Consider the following 15,580-nt stretch of genomic DNA (forward strand, 5'->3'; position numbering starts at 1 on the left):
GGAGGGATCGGCGGGATGCGCTGCGCTCCTCCCGCCCTACGGGAGCGTGTAATTGTCCGGCGTCCCGCTAAAGGAAAAGGGAGAACGCAATGACCGAAAAATACCCGGAGCTGCGCGCGAACGTGATCGCGATCCTGCGTGGCATCGCGCCCGAGGTCGAGGTGGACGAGTTGCGCGACGACCGCCCGCTGCGCCAGCAGGTCGACCTCGATTCGATGGACTGGCTCAACTTCCTGATCGGGATCAGCGAGCGGCTGAAGGTGAGCATCCCCGAGGCGGACTACGGCCGCCTCGTGACGCTGGGCAACCTGCTCGACTACCTGCGCGCGAAGCTCGGCTAGCGGCGCCAGGGGTCACACCGCCCCTGCGCCGCCAGCCGTTCAGGCGCCCGGCTGCTGCATGATCACCACCTGCGCCGGCATCGGCGCCGGGAAGCCGGCTGCCGCAAGGGTTTCGCGGATGACGCGGTTGCCGTCGAAGTACACCTGCCAGTAGTGGTCGTTGTGGCAGAAGGGGCGCACGGCGAGCACCGGGCCGACGAGGTTGAATTCGAGGATGTCGACCTCCGGTGCAGGGTCGGCGAGCACGTTCGGCACCGCGAGGAGCTTTTCGCGCAGCAGTTGCATCGCCGTGAGGTGGTCGGCACTGCCGGCGAGCTGGCATTTGAGCTCGACGCGGCGGTAGGGGTTGGCGGTGAAGTTCTGGATCGTGTCGCCGAACACTTTTCCATTGCCAATCAGCGTCATGACATTGTCGGGGGTGTTGATCGCCGTGGCGAACAGGCCGATCTCCTTCACGGTGCCGGTGACGCCGGCCGCGCTGATGAAGTCACCGACCTTGAACGGGCGCAGCACCACGACGAAGATGCCCGCGGCGAGATTGCCGAGCAATCCGCCCCAGGCCGCGCCGATGGCGACGCCGATACCGGCGACCAGGGCGGCGAAGGTGGTGGTCTGCACGCCGAAGTAGCCGAGGATGGCGACGACCAGGATGATGTTCAGGGTCACCGAGAGGAAGCTGCCGACGTAGCGCATCAGCGTCGGGTCCACCTTCTGGCGTTCCATCGCCTGCTGCAGCAGGCGTCCGGCGAGGCCGATCAGCCAGCGGCCGACGATCCAGAAGATGATCGCCGCGACGACCTTCAGACCGATGTCGGTGGCGTAGGTCGCGGCGAGCTGGCCGTACGTGTCCATCTGTTCCATGGCAATGCTCCGGGTCGGGTGACGGGACGTGGGGACGGCACCTCGAATTCAGGAGATGTCGTGCGCGTCATGCAACAAGACTAGACCGGAAATATTGCAAATGCACGGTCAAACGTCATGGGACGTGTGCATGGCCGTCCATGCGTAGCCGTGAACGCGGGCGGGAGAGCGTGATGTGCGCGGACGTGACGCCGGCCCGAGCCGGGCGATTGCTCACCCGGGACGGGCCGGCGTTGCGGGGGGAAGTCTTCGTGGGGGGAAGTCTTCGCGGGTAATACCTTACTGCACCGCGATCTCGATCCTGCGCGGCTGCGCGTGTTCGGCCTTGGGGATGCGCAGCTTCAGCGCGCCCTGGTTGAATTCGGCCGAGACCTTGTTCGCGTCCAGTTCCTTCGACAGCGTGAACATGCGGCGATAGCGTGGCAGGCTCACTTCGGCGTGCGACGATTCCATGCCCTCGGGCGCCGTGAGGCTGATCTCGCCCTCGATCGTCAGCGTGTCGCCTTCGACCTGCAGGTTCAGCTTGTCCTTCGGCACGCCCGGCAGGTCGGCATACAGGGTGATCCCGCCCGCATCCTCGATGACGTCAACGGGCGGCAGCAGCGCCATGTCGCTGGCCGGGGCTTCGGGTTTGCGGGTGACCTTGGTGTTGTCGCTCATGTCCGGTTCCTCCTCATTCGATGCTGATGCGGCGCGGCTGGGCAGCCTGGCGGCGCTGGACGCTGATGTGCAGTACGCCGTCGCGGTATTTCGCACTCACGGCGTTGGGGTCGGCGTCGTCCGGGAGGGTCACGACGCGGCGGAAGCGGCCCGCGAAGCGTTCTTCGATATGCACGGTGGCATTGGCTTCCCTGGGCGGCAGCACGCTGGCACGTTCGCCTGCGATCGTCAGCACGCCCTTTTCGAGCTGCACGTCGATGGTGGCCGGGTCGATGCCGGGCGCGAAGGCGTAGATCTCGACGGAATGCGGCGTGTTGCCGACGTTCATCGCCGGAAAACCGCCGCGCGCGAGACCGCGGATGCTGGGAGAGAACTCGTACGCCTGCTGCATCTCGCGCTGCATGCGGTCCAGTTCGGACAGCAGGTCGCGGGGAAACACGGATCGGTAGAACATCATCATCCTCCTTCGGTCAGGGACGGGCGTCCGCTCGCAACACCCATGCTTCCGGATATAGAGGCGGCCGCCCGGACTTCAAGTCCACGCGTCGATCGTCGGCGCCGAAGGAGGAGGGGGAGCCGCAGCGCGGCTCCGCGGGGCTGGTCAGGCGTAGTTGCCGAGCGTCTCGACCGATCCGTCGAGTGCCATCAGCAGTGTCTCGACCTGCAGGCCGGGGTGCTTGTCCTTGATGGCGGCGGCGAGGCGATCCAGATGGTCGCGATGCACGTCGGCTTCGCGCAGGGGATCCGGCGCCAGGTCCTCGCCGAGGATCGCCTTGTAGGCGCCGCAGTCGCGATGGTCCATGACCACGACCTTCTTCACGTCATGGAGCTGGATCGCGACGGCGAGGTGATCCCAGAAGGTGCGGTTCCAGGCCGGATACTTGTCGGTCAGTGCGCCGAGCGAGGCGCCGGCGAGCACGATGTGGTCGTACTTGTGCGTGAGGCCGCGGCCCGCCATGTATTGCTCGACGCTGTCCATGAGGCGGAAGTCCATGCAGGTGAGCAGCAGGATGTCGGTATGGCCCCCGGCCCGTGCGGGGCGGTTCTGTGCGAGCGTGCCGAGCAGGGCGACGCCGGCGGCGAGCGTGGCGCGCGTGAGGAAATTGCGACGGGCGCCGGAGTGATCTTCGCCCGCGGCGTGCCTGCAGTTGCAGTGGTCGTGAGTGTCCATTGTTCGATGTTCTTTTGATGGAGTTCGGATGGAGGCGGACGGAATGTTATACCTCGGCGCATTCTCGAGTTATGCATTAACCATATTTAATGTGCGCTGGGGAATATCGCCAATTCATTGACGCAAAAGGCTTGTTTCAGGTGGTTGGCAAATCACGGAGCGTGTCTCGTGGGGCGATGGCGAGGGCGAGGCCGTCGCACGCCCTCCCGCAGGGCGGGGGAGGAGCGCAGCGCATCCCGCCACCGCGGCGCACGGTGAGCCTCGGCGGCTGCGGGGCCATGCAAGCGCGAATCCCGCCGATCGCCCGGTCGGCTGCAGCGGGCGACGATCGGCTTACGAGGGTTTGGCGCGACGCGAGCGCGCGCGCGTGCGCGGCGCGCCGGCGGCCGTGGTTGGCGCTGTCGGCGGAGGCGTCACGGCCGGCAGCAGGAGCCCGGGGCAATCCTGCTGGCCGAGGCTGCGCGCCAGTTCCCCCAGCACGCGGGCGTGCATCGCATCGCCGGGGTGGCCGCGCAGGGCGGCCAGGCGAGCGAGCAGGCAGATCTGCTTCACGACGGAGTCGAACTTGCGCGCGCTGCGCGGCACGCTGTCGATCGCCTCTTCATAGATGCGGACGAGTGCCGGCCCGTCGTCGGCATTCACGCCTGCGAGCAGCCGCGCTGCGAGTTCGGCGTCGGCCGGCTTCACCGCATCGAAGAAGTCGCCGCTGTGCGAGAACAGCGCGCGCGCAGCCTGCGCACACATGGCCGCCTGATCCATGCCGCGCTTGCGCGCGGCGGCGTCGTCGGCTTCGAGGAGCAGCCAGTCGAGCTGCAGCCGGTTGATCATCAGGTAGGGATCGAAACCCGCATCGCCCGGCGTGCCTTCGGCGCCGAAGTAGGCCTCGCGGGCCCGCGCGAGCAGCGCGCGTACGGTCGGCCAGTCGCCGCCCTTCGCCGCGAGCACGGCCGCTTCGCGCTTGAGGGCGCTGCCAAGCAGGGCGCAGCGTTCGGCGTTGGGTGGCAGGATCGTGCCGGCAGGCATGGGTTTCGCCAAGGCGATGAGGTTCTCTAGGCGCGCGACGGCCGATTCGATCAGGGCGGCGTCGCCCTGCGCCTCGCCCATGCGTGCCTCGAGGTTGGCGAGCTGTTCGACGACGCGCACGGGCACGCGGCCGCTGCGGTCCTCGCCGGCGAGCGCGATGCGATAGGCGGCACAGGCGCGTTCGAAGCCTTCGCTGCCGAGTTCCGCATAGATCGCACCGATGGCGGCCTGCACTTCGGGCAGATCCTTCCAGGCGGCCGGGACGTGCGCGAGGATGGCCGCGATGTGGCGTGCGACTTCGGCCACGCCGCGTGCGCGGTGCGACAGGTCGACGCGCACGCGGGCGAGGGCGTCGGCGAGGTCGACCGGCGAGACGATGTTGGTGGGGACGCGCGCCGTGCCGTCGTCGGCGGGGGCTTCCAGCATGTAGTGCGGATCGCCGTAAGCCTGGTAGGCGCCCCAGGTGTTGTACTGCGGGAACTGCTCCCAGGCGCTCTTGCGGGCGGCGAAGACGGCCTGGCCGAACGGTTTGCCGTCACGCACGAAGCTCTCGAAGAAGCTCGTCGCGAAGAGGCGGGCGGCCTCGTCATTCACCTGCCAGCCGGCCGCGACGACGCAGCGCACGCCGATCTCGATCAGTTCGCATGCGATGCTGTAGGCGAGGCGGTTCGCCGTCTCGGGCGCCGCCGTCATCGCGCCGAGGTGGCAGCAGTTGAGGAACACGAGTTCGGGCACGACTTCGAGCTGCGACACCTCGGCGGCGGTGAGCAGCATGCCGTCGGACAGGACGACCCCGGTGCGCTGCGTGCCGTCGCGCGCCGTGGCCTCGAACACGCCGTGGGCGGCGACGACGAGCACCTTGCACGGCTGGCGGAAGAGGCGTGCGAACACGTCGAGCGCCTCGAGGCCTTCGCCGTAGCTGAGCTCGTAGCCGCATTCTCCGAGCAGGTCGCGGATCGCCGCGCCTTCGGCGGCCGCACCGGGCAGGTCGGGCAGATGGTCGTCCGGTGGTGCGGGCAGCGTTCGCGACGGATCGCCGAACTGGGCGTAATAGCCGTGGGTGGAGGGGTTGGCGATCACGCACGCGAGCTTGCGCGTGATGCTGAGCGGGTTGCGGCGGAAGCGCCCGGAGGCGAACTGGCGCACGATCGCCGTGTTGAGCGCCATCGGCTGCTCGTCGGCCTGCAGCATCTCCCAGGGCAGGTTCGCGGTGTAGCCGTCGACGACCAGGACGAGTTGTTCCGCCTCGCGCGCTGCGGCCTTGAAGTCCAGCGGCACCATCAGCTGGAACAGCGTGCGCGACAGGTCGGCGTTGTAGTGATCCTGGGTGATCGCGTTGCGCACCAGCGCCTCGATGAGGCCGGGCTGGCGCTGGTGCAGGACGCTTTCGGCGCGTGCGCGTTCGGACAGGAAGACGTATTTCAGGCGTGCGGCGATCGCGCGACTGCCGCCCGCCGCAGCCTGCCCACTGCCGTCCGCGGGGCCGTCGTCCGCGGTGACGAGCATGCGCGGCCAGTAGCCGAAGGGCGCGAACACCGACAGGCGCGGCCGGGCGCCTTCGCCCTCGTTGAGCTGTTCGGCGACCTCGATGCGCGACTCCAGGCGGCGCAGGTCGCCGGCCATGCGCTCGGGCAGCTGGCGCACCGCGCGTGCGGCACTGATCGCGGTATCCATGAAGAGTTCGATCAGTTCGAGACGTGCGACCCGCAGCCGCGTCAGCGGCATCGCATCGGCGAACTGGTGGTTGGCGGCGAGCACGCCGCGCACGATGGATTCGATGGAGTCGTCGACGCTGATGTGGGCGGTGGAGTTGTAGCCGATCAGCAGGCTCGCGAGCGTGAGCTCGCTCGCCCCCTCGTCCTCGCCGTGGCCCTCGGTGCCCTGGCGGTCGTGCGAGTGGAGCAGGTAGCGCAGGACACCGGCACGCACGGTCTCGACGATGTCGGCGGCGGACAGCTCGCCGAAGCGCCCGAGGCCGACGATCACGGCGCCGCGCCCGGTACCGCGCAGGCGGTCTTCGCGGCTGCGTGCCTGCAGCACGACGGCCGCCGAGCCGATTTCGCCCGCATACACGCCGAGCCGCTCGCGCTGGCGCAGGGCGCCGTCGACCAGCGCGTCGTTGATCGCAGCCTCGGCGCCGGCGATCGCGTCGCCGAGGTAGTGGCCGCACAGGATGGGCTGGCGCGCGAAGCGCAGGTCCATCGCGCTGACGGACACCTGCAGCGGGTGGATCGCGGCGACGGGACGGCGCCGTCGCGGTCGCGTGCCGACGAGGCTGCAGGCGAGTTCCTCCTCGGTCGGCAGCACGGGTGGCGGGGCGTCGTAAGTCGCGGTCGGGGCAGCGGCGCCGCGCGTCGCGGGCAGGCGGCCGAGGCGGCTCGTGGTGCCGGTCTGCAGCAGGTCCGCGACGGCGGGGAAGTATTCCTCGGTGCCGGTCAGCGCGCCGTGGTCGACCGGCATGTACCAGTATTGTTCGGCGGGCAGGTTCGCGAGCCGGCCGGAGGCCCAGCTCACCGAGCCGTCGCCCTGCGGGGTGCCGATCAGCTTGATCTGGCCGCCTTCCAGCGTGCTGCCGCAGGGGGTGTTCTCGGCCTGGCCGAAGACGTAGCTCACGCGCTCGACAGGCTGCGGCGCGTCGTTCGTCGGCAGCGGTCCTTCCCACAATCCGCGCGCGGCCGTGAGCGTGGCGGCGCTCGGTTGTCCGCCGATGCCGTCGCCGAACCAGCGGTCGCGGTTGGCCTTGGCCGCGGCCGGCCAGATGAGGGCGCGCAGCCAGTCCTCGTGCAGCGTCGGCCCGGCGTCGATGAAGCCGGGGCGCGGCAGCAGCTGCATCGCGCCCGGAAAGCCCGCGACGATGTCGAGCACGCCCTGCATGCCGTGGCCGAGGTCCATGCGCGCGAGCTGGCGCATGGTGCCGGACTTGCCCAGCAGGGTCTCGACCATGAGGTGCGAGCCATTGTTGGGCGTCCCCAGCATCACCAGCCGCCCGCCGGGGCGGCGCACGACTTCCGCCCACAGGCCGGGGCGCTGCGCGATCATCGTGCGGGTCACGAGGCCGCCCATGCTGTGCGCGAGCAGGCGAACGGGCTGGTTGGGGTGCGTCTTGAGCGCCTGTTCCAGCGTGCGGGCGAGACGCTCGGCGGCACCGCCCGGGGCATGGATGGGCCGGCGCCAGTCGTAGGGGAAGCGGATGACCCGGTGCGTCGCCTCCAGATGCTCGGCGAGGTCGCCGTAGAACATGTCGAAGAGCGCTTCCTCGCGCACGTCGGCCTTGTCCATCGCGATCTTGGCGAGGCCGCCGGTGGCGAGGTCGAGGAAGTCGAACCACACGCGGTCGCCGTCGCCGGGTTTGCGCCCTTCCTTGCGCAGCTCGAGGTGCGAACCCATGATGCCCGGCAGGAAGATCACCACCGGGCGGCTGTCCGGGCGCGGCGCCTCGCGCAGGGCCGCCCGGCTGGCGGCGCGTTCGCGCGCCTCGGCGGCGCCGGGTTCGCGGCGGCGCGCGATGGCGCTGAACGTGGGCAGGGCGGCCGGGTCGCTGCTCGTGAGCCAGTCGCGCAGCGCCGTGCGGGTGTGGCGGTTGGCGAAGTAGCTGAAGTGATTGACCGAGGCGCCCTGGTCGAAGAGGTAGCGCGCCTCGTTGCGCATCGCCAGTCCCGCGTACATCGAGTCGGTGTCGACGACGAGGTCGTTGTCGTGGCGGTCGAACAGCATCCAGTCGGTGAACATCACGCCGAGGCGTTTCAGGATGCTGGTTTCCTGGATGTCGCCGCTGATGACGGCCATTGCGATGCCCTGCTTGCGTTGCGCGTTGGCGAGCAGCGTGCCCATCGGCGCGTCGGTGAGCATCGCCTCGATGCCGGGGACGAGACGCGCATCGACACGCTTGTCGGCAATCTCCAGCACGACGCGCTTGAATGCGGACAGCACCGCGCCGCCGGCGGGGCCGGTCACGGCGCCGACGAGCCGGGTGGTGAGGCTCAGGAGTCCGGACAGGAACAGATCGAGGTTGTCGGAGAGCAGCGTCGTGCCGCGCGCCGGGCAGGCGACGCGCACGTAGCGTTCGATGCGGAAGTTCTTGTCCGCGAGCTCCTGGCGCAGCGTGCGCAGCGTGTCCTGCTCGCGGGCGGTGAGCAGGTCGCGCAGGCGCTTTTCGCGCTCGGATTCGCTCGCGTTGGGCGGTGGGGCGTGGCGATAGGCGGCGATGGCGTCGTCGCTCAGGCCCGCGAGGCACAGCAGGTCGCCGACGAGACCGCCGCGCGAATGCGTGACGACGGACAGACGGGCGCCGGCGGGCAGCGTGCGGGCGAGTTGCAGCGCGTTGTCGATCGGGCTTTCCGAGAAGGTGCGATGCTCGAAGCCGAAGATGCGTTCGCCGAAGCGGCGGGCGAGCGGTTCCCAGTCGGCGGCGGCGCTGCCGGCGCGCAGATCCTTGAAGCTCCCCAGCGTGTGCGAGGCGGTGCCGTGGATGAAGAGCAGCGTCGGCGCGTCGCCGATCGCGGCGAGGCGCGGGTCGTTGGCGGCGCAGCGGTCCGAACTCCCGAGGCCGTCGCCGTCGCGCCACTGGTAGAGTCCCGGTTCGCCCGCGAGGCGGCTCTCGATCGCCCACATCAGCGCCTTGGTCCCCAGCCACGACGCGCCGGCGGAGGCGAGATCCTCCGCGCGCTCGCCCAGCCAGTCCTGCAGCCATTCCAGCGCCTTGTCGCGCGCGGCGTCGGCGATCGCGTCGTGCCCCAGCGTGAGCACCGATACGCCCGACCACAGCCAGTCGGGAATGCCGCGCGCGGCCGCGGCCGGGTCGCGCAGGGCGGTGAAGTCGATCGAGCCGTCGGCGCGCACGGCGTCCGGGCGCACGCGGGCGAGGTCTTCCCTGAGCTTGTCGGCGCGGATGAAGACGGTGGTGCCGTCGCCGGTTTCGAGCGCCAGGAGGCTGTCTTCGCGCAAGCGCGCGCCGGTCGTTGCAGCCGCGTCGCGGCCGGGCGCGGTCAGCGCATAGGCGGCCTGGACCGCGACGACGCCGTCGAGGAAGGGATCGGGGGCCGCGGCATCGGCCGCGCGCGTGCCGGCCCTCAGCGCGGCGGGCAGGGCATCCGCCTCGCGCCGCATCCCCGGCAGGTGGAAGACGAGTTCACTCGGTTTGCGCGGTGCCGGCATCCGGACCTCCTGCGGCGGTGGGTAGGGGGCGCGCCGGAAGGGCAAGGCCGGCGCGCGGGCGTCACGCGAAGACCTTGAAGCGGCGTGCAGTGCGTGTGCCGAAGATCTGCGGATCCTGCGGCAGGCGGGTGGAGGGCAGGTAGTTGCGGATTTCCTTGAACCAGTGCTCGTAGGTCGCCGTCGCAGGCAGGTTCTTCAGTGTCTTCAGCGCATAGAAGGTGAAGGCGCCATTGGGGCGGCCGTTGAAGCTCGTGTCCCAGCTGAACTGGGTGTCGAGGCAGCCCGCGAGCAGCAGATCGCCGCCGGCGCGCGTGAAGCCGCCGGACAGCCGCGTCGGGCGCACCGTGTCCGCGGGCAGGGCTTCGCGCTTCATCCACACCGACGGGGGCAGGAAGCGGGCGCGCGGCATGCCAGGGTCGAGATCGCTCTCGTCGCCGCGCGTGACGGTGCCGGAATGGCAGCTGTCGGAGATCAGCACGATGCGCACGCCGCCGGCACGCCGGCTGAAGAGGTCGTGCAGTTCGTCGTCGAGCAGCACGTTGCCGCTGTCGATGTCCCACGGGCACAAGGCCTCGTCGCGGGCATCGGGCTCGTCGCCGTCGGTGTCGGGCAGCCAGGTGCCGTGGCCGGAATAGGTGAGCACGATCGTGTCGCCCTTCAGCGCGCCGGTGACGAGGCTGTCGATGGCCTGCACCATCGCCGCCTTGGTCGCCGCGGAATCGAGCAGCTTGTTCACCGTGAAGCCGCGTTCGGTGAGGGCGGCCGCCCAGTCGCTGGCGTCATTGACGCAGCCGGAGAGGTCGCTGTCGGTGCCGGGGTAGTTGTTGATGCCGATGCAGAGTGCGCGCCTTGCCATGAGATTCTCCTTCGGATGTGGAGCATCCCCGCCTCCCGCGGCGGCCCCTGTCGCCCGCATGCCGGGGCGATGCGGGCGGAATCGGGCGCAACCTTGCTGTCGGGGTGTGTGGGCTGCAGCTCCCGGAACGGGGCGGCGCCGCGCATTTATTCTGTTTAATTATCTGTGTAGAGCCCGCTTACCCCTTTGTCAAACCTCGACCTTGTCAAAGCGTAACGTCATCGAACGAGCACAGGCGCGCGACCTGCGCGATGTCGGCGACGCCGGTCGCGGGCAGGCCGTTCTTCGCCTGCCAAGCCTTGATGCAGCGCGCGCTGGTCTGGCCGAAGAGGCCGTCGGCCTTGATGTCGACGCCGCGCAGCGACAGGCCCAGTTGCAGGCGGCGCACGTCGAGCCCGCGCATGATCGGCGAGCCGACCGCGAGCGGGCGCGAACCCGGGGCGGGGCCGTCGAAGCAGCCCGGCGGCAGGGCGGCCAGCGTCGCCGGCGAGATCTCGGCGTTGCGCACGACCAGCGGCAGCTCGAGGTTCCAGTAGCCCTGGTCGATCAGGCGCTGGAAGGCATCCATGCGATAAACGGTGGGGCGCAGGTCGGCGCGCGCGTGACCGCCGAGCCAGGCGCGCCGCGTCGCCACGTAGCCGGCGACCCACTTCCGTTCGCCTGCGGCGGCGACGCTGCCATGCGCGGCATTGCAGCGGTCGCGCATCGCCTTCCACGCGCCATGCACGAAGCTGTCATACACCACGGCGCAGCCGAGCGGCGACGCGATGCCTTCGCGGGCGGCCGCGCGCATCGCCGGCTGCCAGTAGTGCTCGTCGAAGAAGGCGTCCTGCACGTCGCGCATCACCGCGTCGTCGGCGCCGGCGCGCAGGATGTTGTGCAGCGCGCCGTCGCTGTCCAGCGCAAGGTCGACGGCATCGAAGCGCGGCAGGTAGCGCTCGAGCAGCGGGGCGAATTCGGCGCCGGGCGCGGAGCAGTATTGGCGCAGCAGCTTGGCGAGGTTGCCCGAGCCGAGCGTCGTCTGCGAGCGACCGTAGGTGAGGTGGCCGGTGTCGCCGCGGATGATCGTGACCATGCCGTAGTCCCCCAGCACCTGGCCGGTCTCGAAAAGATTGACGATGCTCTCGGCGGTCTTCTTCTGCGTGGCTGTCAGCATGGACTCGACTCCTGTCGTCGGGGAAACTCGCGGGTAAGGGATGGGGATGGTGCTCAGGCGTCCGGGCTGCTCCGGTCGTCGAAACAATCGATCAGCGCGATCACCAGGTCGCGCGATGCCGTGCGGAACTTCAGGCCGGCGAGCGCGCGGCGTGCCGAGGCCTGATAGCCATGGTTATAGTCGGCCACGATCTGGCCCGCCAGCTTGTGGAAGTCCCTGTGCATGCGTGTCAGGTGCGCAAGGCGATCGGTGGGCAGGGCGTCGTTGCGGTCTATCCAGCGGCCCAGCTCGCACAGGCTCGTCGAGCTGGCTTCGGCATCGTCCAGCGCGTCGGCGCTGGATCGCCCGCTGACGTAGGCGTTGAGCCGCTTGCGCCAGTTGAGGTGGGCCTCGATGGCCTGCTTCAGGTCCAGTCCGTGCCGCCTCCATTCTTCCCGTTCCAGGAACGCGGCCAGGTCGGGCGAGCGTTCGCCGAGCAGCCGGCGCAGCCATGCGTCGATGTCGAGGTCGTCGCGCCGCAGCGCGGTGAGCAGGCGCGACTCTTCCGGGCCGAGGTCGTCGACCGAGGCCAGCAGGAAGTGCTTCTGCAGCATCGCCTCGAACGCCTCCGCCGGCAGCGGCTTGCCGATGAGGTAGCCCTGCAGGAAGTCGCAGCCGAGCTCGCGCAGGAAGCTCACCTGTTCCACGGTCTCGACGCCTTCCGCGGTGACGTGCAGCCCGAGGCTGTGCGCCATGTTGATGATCGCCTCGACGAGATGCGCGTCGTTGCGGTCGTCCGGGCAGTCGTTGATGAAGCTGCGGTCGATCTTGACGATGTCGACGGGGAAGCGCTTGAGATAGGACAGCGACGAGAAGCCGGTGCCGAAGTCGTCCAGCGCGTAGCCGATGCCCAGCGCCTTGATGTCGCGCATGCGCGCCTCCATCGATTCGCTGCCGCCCATCAGCACCGATTCGGTGATCTCGACCATGAGGCTGCCGCGGTCCATGCCGAACTCGTTCAGCACGCCGGCGACCAGGTCCGGCAGGCCGGCTTCGCGGAACTGCACGCCGGACATGTTCACCGCCAGCCGCAGCGTCCCGTGCCCCTGTTCGCGCCACGCCCGGGACTGGCGCGCGGCCTCGCGCAGCGCCCATTCGCCGATGCCGATGATGAGGCCGCTGTCCTCGGCCACGGGGATGAACTCCAGCGGCGACACCGCGCCGCGCTCGGGGTGGGTCCAGCGGATCAGCGCCTCGGCGCCGACCAGTTCGCCGCTGTCGGCATCGACGATGGGCTGGTAGTGCAGCGAGAAGGCCTGCTGCTCGAGCGCCGTGCGCAGGTCCGCCTCGAGCTTCAGTCGCGCCAGCGCGTCGCTCTGCATCTCGCGGGCGTAGAACTGGAAGCGGTTCTTGCCGGCCTGCTTGGACTTGTACATCGCGATGTCGGCGTTGCGGAACAGCGTCTGCACGTCGTCGCCGTCGTCCGGGTAAACGGTGATGCCGACGCTGCCCGACATGCGGTGCTGCATGCCGCCCAGCGAGAACGGATCGCGCAGCACGCTGACGATCTTCTCGGCGATCGCGTTCAGGTCCTCGGGCTCGGCGAGGTCATGCACGACGATCGTGAACTCGTCGCCGCCGAAGCGCGCCACGGTGTCCTGCTCGCGCACGCAGAAGGTCAGGCGGCGCGCGACTTCGACCAGCAGTTCGTCGCCGGTGTCATGCCCCAGCGTGTCGTTGATCCACTTGAAACCGTCCAGGTCGAGGAACAGCAGGCCCACCCGGGTGCGGTAGCGCCGCGCGTGCGTCATCGCCTGGTCGAGGCGGTCCTGCAGCAGGCTGCGGTTGGCGAGGCCGGTGAGCGGGTCGAAGTTGGCCTGGCGCCAGATCGCTTCTTCCTGCTGCTTGCGCTGGGTGATGTCGTTGAACAGCGAGATGAATCCCGCGATCTTGCCGCGGTCGTCATAGATCGCGGAGATCGTCTGCCACTGCGGGTAGATATCGCCGTTCTTGCGCCGGTTCCAGATCTCGGATTCCCACAGGCCCTTGTGGGTCAGCGAATCCCACATGTTCGCGTAAAAGGTCGCGTCGTGGCGCCCGGAAGAGAGCAGCGACGGCCGGCGTCCCAGAACCTCGTCGGCGGCGTAACCGGTGATCGCGGTGAAGGCCGGATTGATTGCCGTGATCTTCGCGTTCGCGTCGGTGGTCATGATTCCCTGGTTCGACGCGTTGAACACCACCATCGCCTGTTTCATGCGGGTCTCGAAGCGCTTGCGTTCGGTGATGTCCTGCATGCTGAGCTGCAGCAGCGTTCGGTCGCCGTGGCGGAAGCTCATGCAGCGGATCTCGGCGTCCCACTCCTCGCCGTCCGGGCGGCGGTTGCGCCACTCGAACACGCTCACGCGCGTGTCCAGGCAGCGCGCGAGCTGCTCGTTGCCGGCCTCGCCCGACGGGCGCCCGTCCGGCTGCACCGGCGCGGCGAGGTTGAGCGGGGAGCGGCCGATCATGCTGCGCCGGTCAGGGTAGCCGCACAGGGCCGCCGCGGCGTCGTTGCAGTCGATGAAGCGGCGCGTGCCGGGGTCGAGGATCACCTGCGCGATGTGCGAATGCTCGAACAGGGTCTTGTTGTACGTCTCGCTGTCGACCAGCGCCTGCATCGCCTCCTTCTGCCCGGAGACGTCGTTCATCACGCCGACGAACTGATGGGGTTCGCCGCCGGGGGAGAGGATGGGCGCGATGCGCAGGTCGCTCCAGTACAGCTCGCCGTCCTTGCGCCGGTTGAGCAACTCGCCCTGCCAGCTGTCGCCCCGCAGGATCACGTTCCACAGATCCGCATACACCTCGCGCGGCGTCTTGCCGGAGCGGAACAATGCCGGCGTCCGCCCGGCCGCCTCGTCCGCGGGGTAGCCGGTGATGCGCGTGAACGCCGGGTTCGTATATTCGATTGCCGCCGAGCGGTCGGTAATGACGATGCCCGAGGTGCTCGCATCGACCGCCACCTTGAACAGCCGCAGCCGGTGCGCCGCGCGGCGGCGCTGCTCGAGCAGCACGCCGGCCAGCACGATCAGCAGCAGCGCAATGATCTCGACGTGCATGTGCAGCAGCGTGGTCCGGCCCAGGGTCGAGCGATCCACCACGTGATACACCGTCCATGGCGCGCTGTTCAGGCGTACGCCCGCCAGCAGCCAGCCCTCATGCTCCCTGTAGCCCGACTGCGCGCCATCGACGAGATCCGGCAAGCTGCCCGACAGCTCGCGTGGAAGCGTGCGTTCGACGAGGCGGACCTCCGAATCCCCCGGTTTCACCACCTCGGGGTCGGCGATCAGCTGGCCCTGTTCGTTGGCGACGAAAATCCGGCCGATCTCCATCCCGGGGCCGGCGAGGTAGCCGTTCAGTGTGTCGAGTGTGATGTCGAGCGCGACGATGGCGCGGAAGTGGCCGGCGGAATCGTAGACCGGTGCGGTCACCGAACTCATGATGCCCTTGCCGGCTTCGTCGACGTAAGCCTCGCTCCACTTCAGCGCCCGCTCCGGATTGTTCTCGGGTGCGGCCCGTGTGACGACAGGGTGGGTGAGCATCTCGTCGCGCCACCACAGGTACTTCCATTGTGCATCCAGCGGGTAGACGCTGACGAAGCCCGCGCGCGACGTGTAATACACCCAGGCCGCCTGGGGGACGTTCTCGCGCACGCGCTGGAACACCGGGATCAGGTGCAGCGCGACTTCGATCTCGCGCTCCATCGGTGCGGGGAGGGCTGCGGGGTCGCCGCGACCGAAGACGTATGCACCGAGGCCGGGCGGTACATCCTCTGGAACGCGCGTCGTGGCGAACAGGCCGGGCTCGGGGAATGTCGCGAAGGCCTTGCGCAGCGGGCTGCGTGCATGGACGACCTCGTCGCGCATCGCGCGCTCCGCCTCCACCCGCAGGATCGCGACGTGGTCGGTTGCGGACTTCGCCGTGGCATCGAGCGCGCCGCTCATCGCCTGCAGGCTCTCCCCCGAAAGACGCAGCGCCGCGGCGACGCGGAAGGACCACAACTCGTAGAAGCCGAATCCCGCCAGCCCGATCACTGCGGCGTACGCGATGAGCACGACCCGGTTGAGCTGCGGAGCTTTCACACGCCACCTGATTCGCTGGGGGAATGACCGAACCCGGCAAATCTAACTTATTACGGTGACAGGGAGATGCCGAAATGACGGCGGGGCACTCAATTTCTCACGAAACGCGGGGCGGAGATGGCTGCCGCCTCGCAGCGAGCGGCAATCAGCGCGTCAGCCCTGCGTTGTCGACGGTGCGCTCCACGATGCGGCGCAGCAGGGCGCGCGCGAATTCGCCGGCGGGCGATTGCAGCGCGGGCGGGCGGGCGGTCAGAAATACGG

Annotated in this window: 9 protein-coding genes; 1 reads left to right on the forward strand and 8 read right to left on the reverse strand. The window is 69.1% G+C overall.

Features of this window, described 5'->3' with window-relative positions:
- Positions 1 to 89: 89 nt before the first annotated feature.
- Positions 90 to 341 (forward strand): acyl carrier protein, encoded by a 252-nt coding sequence (locus GO615_RS21235; protein ID WP_169131797.1) that lies wholly within the window; start codon positions 90 to 92, stop codon positions 339 to 341.
- A gap of 39 nt (positions 342 to 380) precedes the next feature.
- On the opposite strand, the gene GO615_RS21240 is transcribed toward GO615_RS21235, so the two are convergent.
- The 8 genes from GO615_RS21240 to GO615_RS21275 form a co-directional block, all read right to left on the reverse strand.
- Positions 381 to 1,202, reverse strand: a complete 822-nt coding sequence (locus tag GO615_RS21240) for a mechanosensitive ion channel family protein (protein WP_169131799.1) — start codon at positions 1,200 to 1,202, stop codon at positions 381 to 383.
- 279 nt (positions 1,203 to 1,481) lie between these two features.
- Positions 1,482 to 1,862 carry an Hsp20/alpha crystallin family protein gene (locus GO615_RS21245; protein WP_169131801.1) on the reverse strand — a complete coding sequence of 127 codons (381 nt, stop codon included), beginning with the start codon at positions 1,860 to 1,862 and terminating at the stop codon, positions 1,482 to 1,484.
- 13 nt (positions 1,863 to 1,875) lie between these two features.
- Complete coding sequence (locus GO615_RS21250) at positions 1,876 to 2,316, reverse strand: Hsp20/alpha crystallin family protein (RefSeq protein WP_169131803.1); 441 nt, start codon at positions 2,314 to 2,316, stop codon at positions 1,876 to 1,878.
- A gap of 147 nt (positions 2,317 to 2,463) precedes the next feature.
- The gene (locus GO615_RS21255; RefSeq protein ID WP_169131805.1) at positions 2,464 to 3,033 is read right to left on the reverse strand and encodes a carbonic anhydrase; all 570 of its coding nucleotides are present in this window, start codon (positions 3,031 to 3,033) and stop codon (positions 2,464 to 2,466) included.
- A gap of 333 nt (positions 3,034 to 3,366) precedes the next feature.
- Positions 3,367 to 9,210, reverse strand: coding sequence for a CHAT domain-containing protein (locus tag GO615_RS21260; protein ID WP_246262396.1), 5,844 nt, complete (start codon positions 9,208 to 9,210; stop codon positions 3,367 to 3,369).
- A 61-nt stretch (positions 9,211 to 9,271) separates the two neighbouring features.
- Positions 9,272 to 10,066, reverse strand: coding sequence for a caspase family protein (locus GO615_RS21265; RefSeq protein ID WP_169131807.1), 795 nt, complete (start codon positions 10,064 to 10,066; stop codon positions 9,272 to 9,274).
- Positions 10,067 to 10,271: 205 nt separating this feature from the next.
- On the reverse strand, positions 10,272 to 11,222 hold the full coding sequence (locus GO615_RS21270) for a chitosanase (protein ID WP_169131809.1): 951 nt from the start codon (positions 11,220 to 11,222) through the stop codon (positions 10,272 to 10,274).
- Positions 11,223 to 11,275: 53 nt separating this feature from the next.
- Entirely contained in the window at positions 11,276 to 15,319 is a 4,044-nt protein-coding gene (locus GO615_RS21275; RefSeq protein WP_169131811.1) for an EAL domain-containing protein, read from the reverse strand.
- Positions 15,320 to 15,580 lie beyond the last annotated feature (261 nt).

The organism is Aromatoleum evansii (assembly GCF_012910805.1).
In the GTDB taxonomy this organism is placed as follows: Bacteria; Pseudomonadota; Gammaproteobacteria; order Burkholderiales; family Rhodocyclaceae; genus Aromatoleum; species Aromatoleum evansii.

Bases quoted from the DNA above. Each gene is read 5' to 3' on its own strand.
- GO615_RS21235 (WP_169131797.1), top strand. From the start codon at position 90: ATGACCGAAAAATACCCGGAGCTGCGCGCGAACGTGATCGCGATCCTG.
- GO615_RS21240 (WP_169131799.1), bottom strand. From the start codon at position 1,202: ATGGAACAGATGGACACGTACGGCCAGCTCGCCGCGACCTACGCCACC.
- GO615_RS21245 (WP_169131801.1), bottom strand. From the start codon at position 1,862: ATGAGCGACAACACCAAGGTCACCCGCAAACCCGAAGCCCCGGCCAGC.
- GO615_RS21250 (WP_169131803.1), bottom strand. From the start codon at position 2,316: ATGTTCTACCGATCCGTGTTTCCCCGCGACCTGCTGTCCGAACTGGAC.
- GO615_RS21255 (WP_169131805.1), bottom strand. From the start codon at position 3,033: ATGGACACTCACGACCACTGCAACTGCAGGCACGCCGCGGGCGAAGAT.
- GO615_RS21260 (WP_246262396.1), bottom strand. From the start codon at position 9,210: ATGCCGGCACCGCGCAAACCGAGTGAACTCGTCTTCCACCTGCCGGGG.
- GO615_RS21265 (WP_169131807.1), bottom strand. From the start codon at position 10,066: ATGGCAAGGCGCGCACTCTGCATCGGCATCAACAACTACCCCGGCACC.
- GO615_RS21270 (WP_169131809.1), bottom strand. From the start codon at position 11,222: ATGCTGACAGCCACGCAGAAGAAGACCGCCGAGAGCATCGTCAATCTT.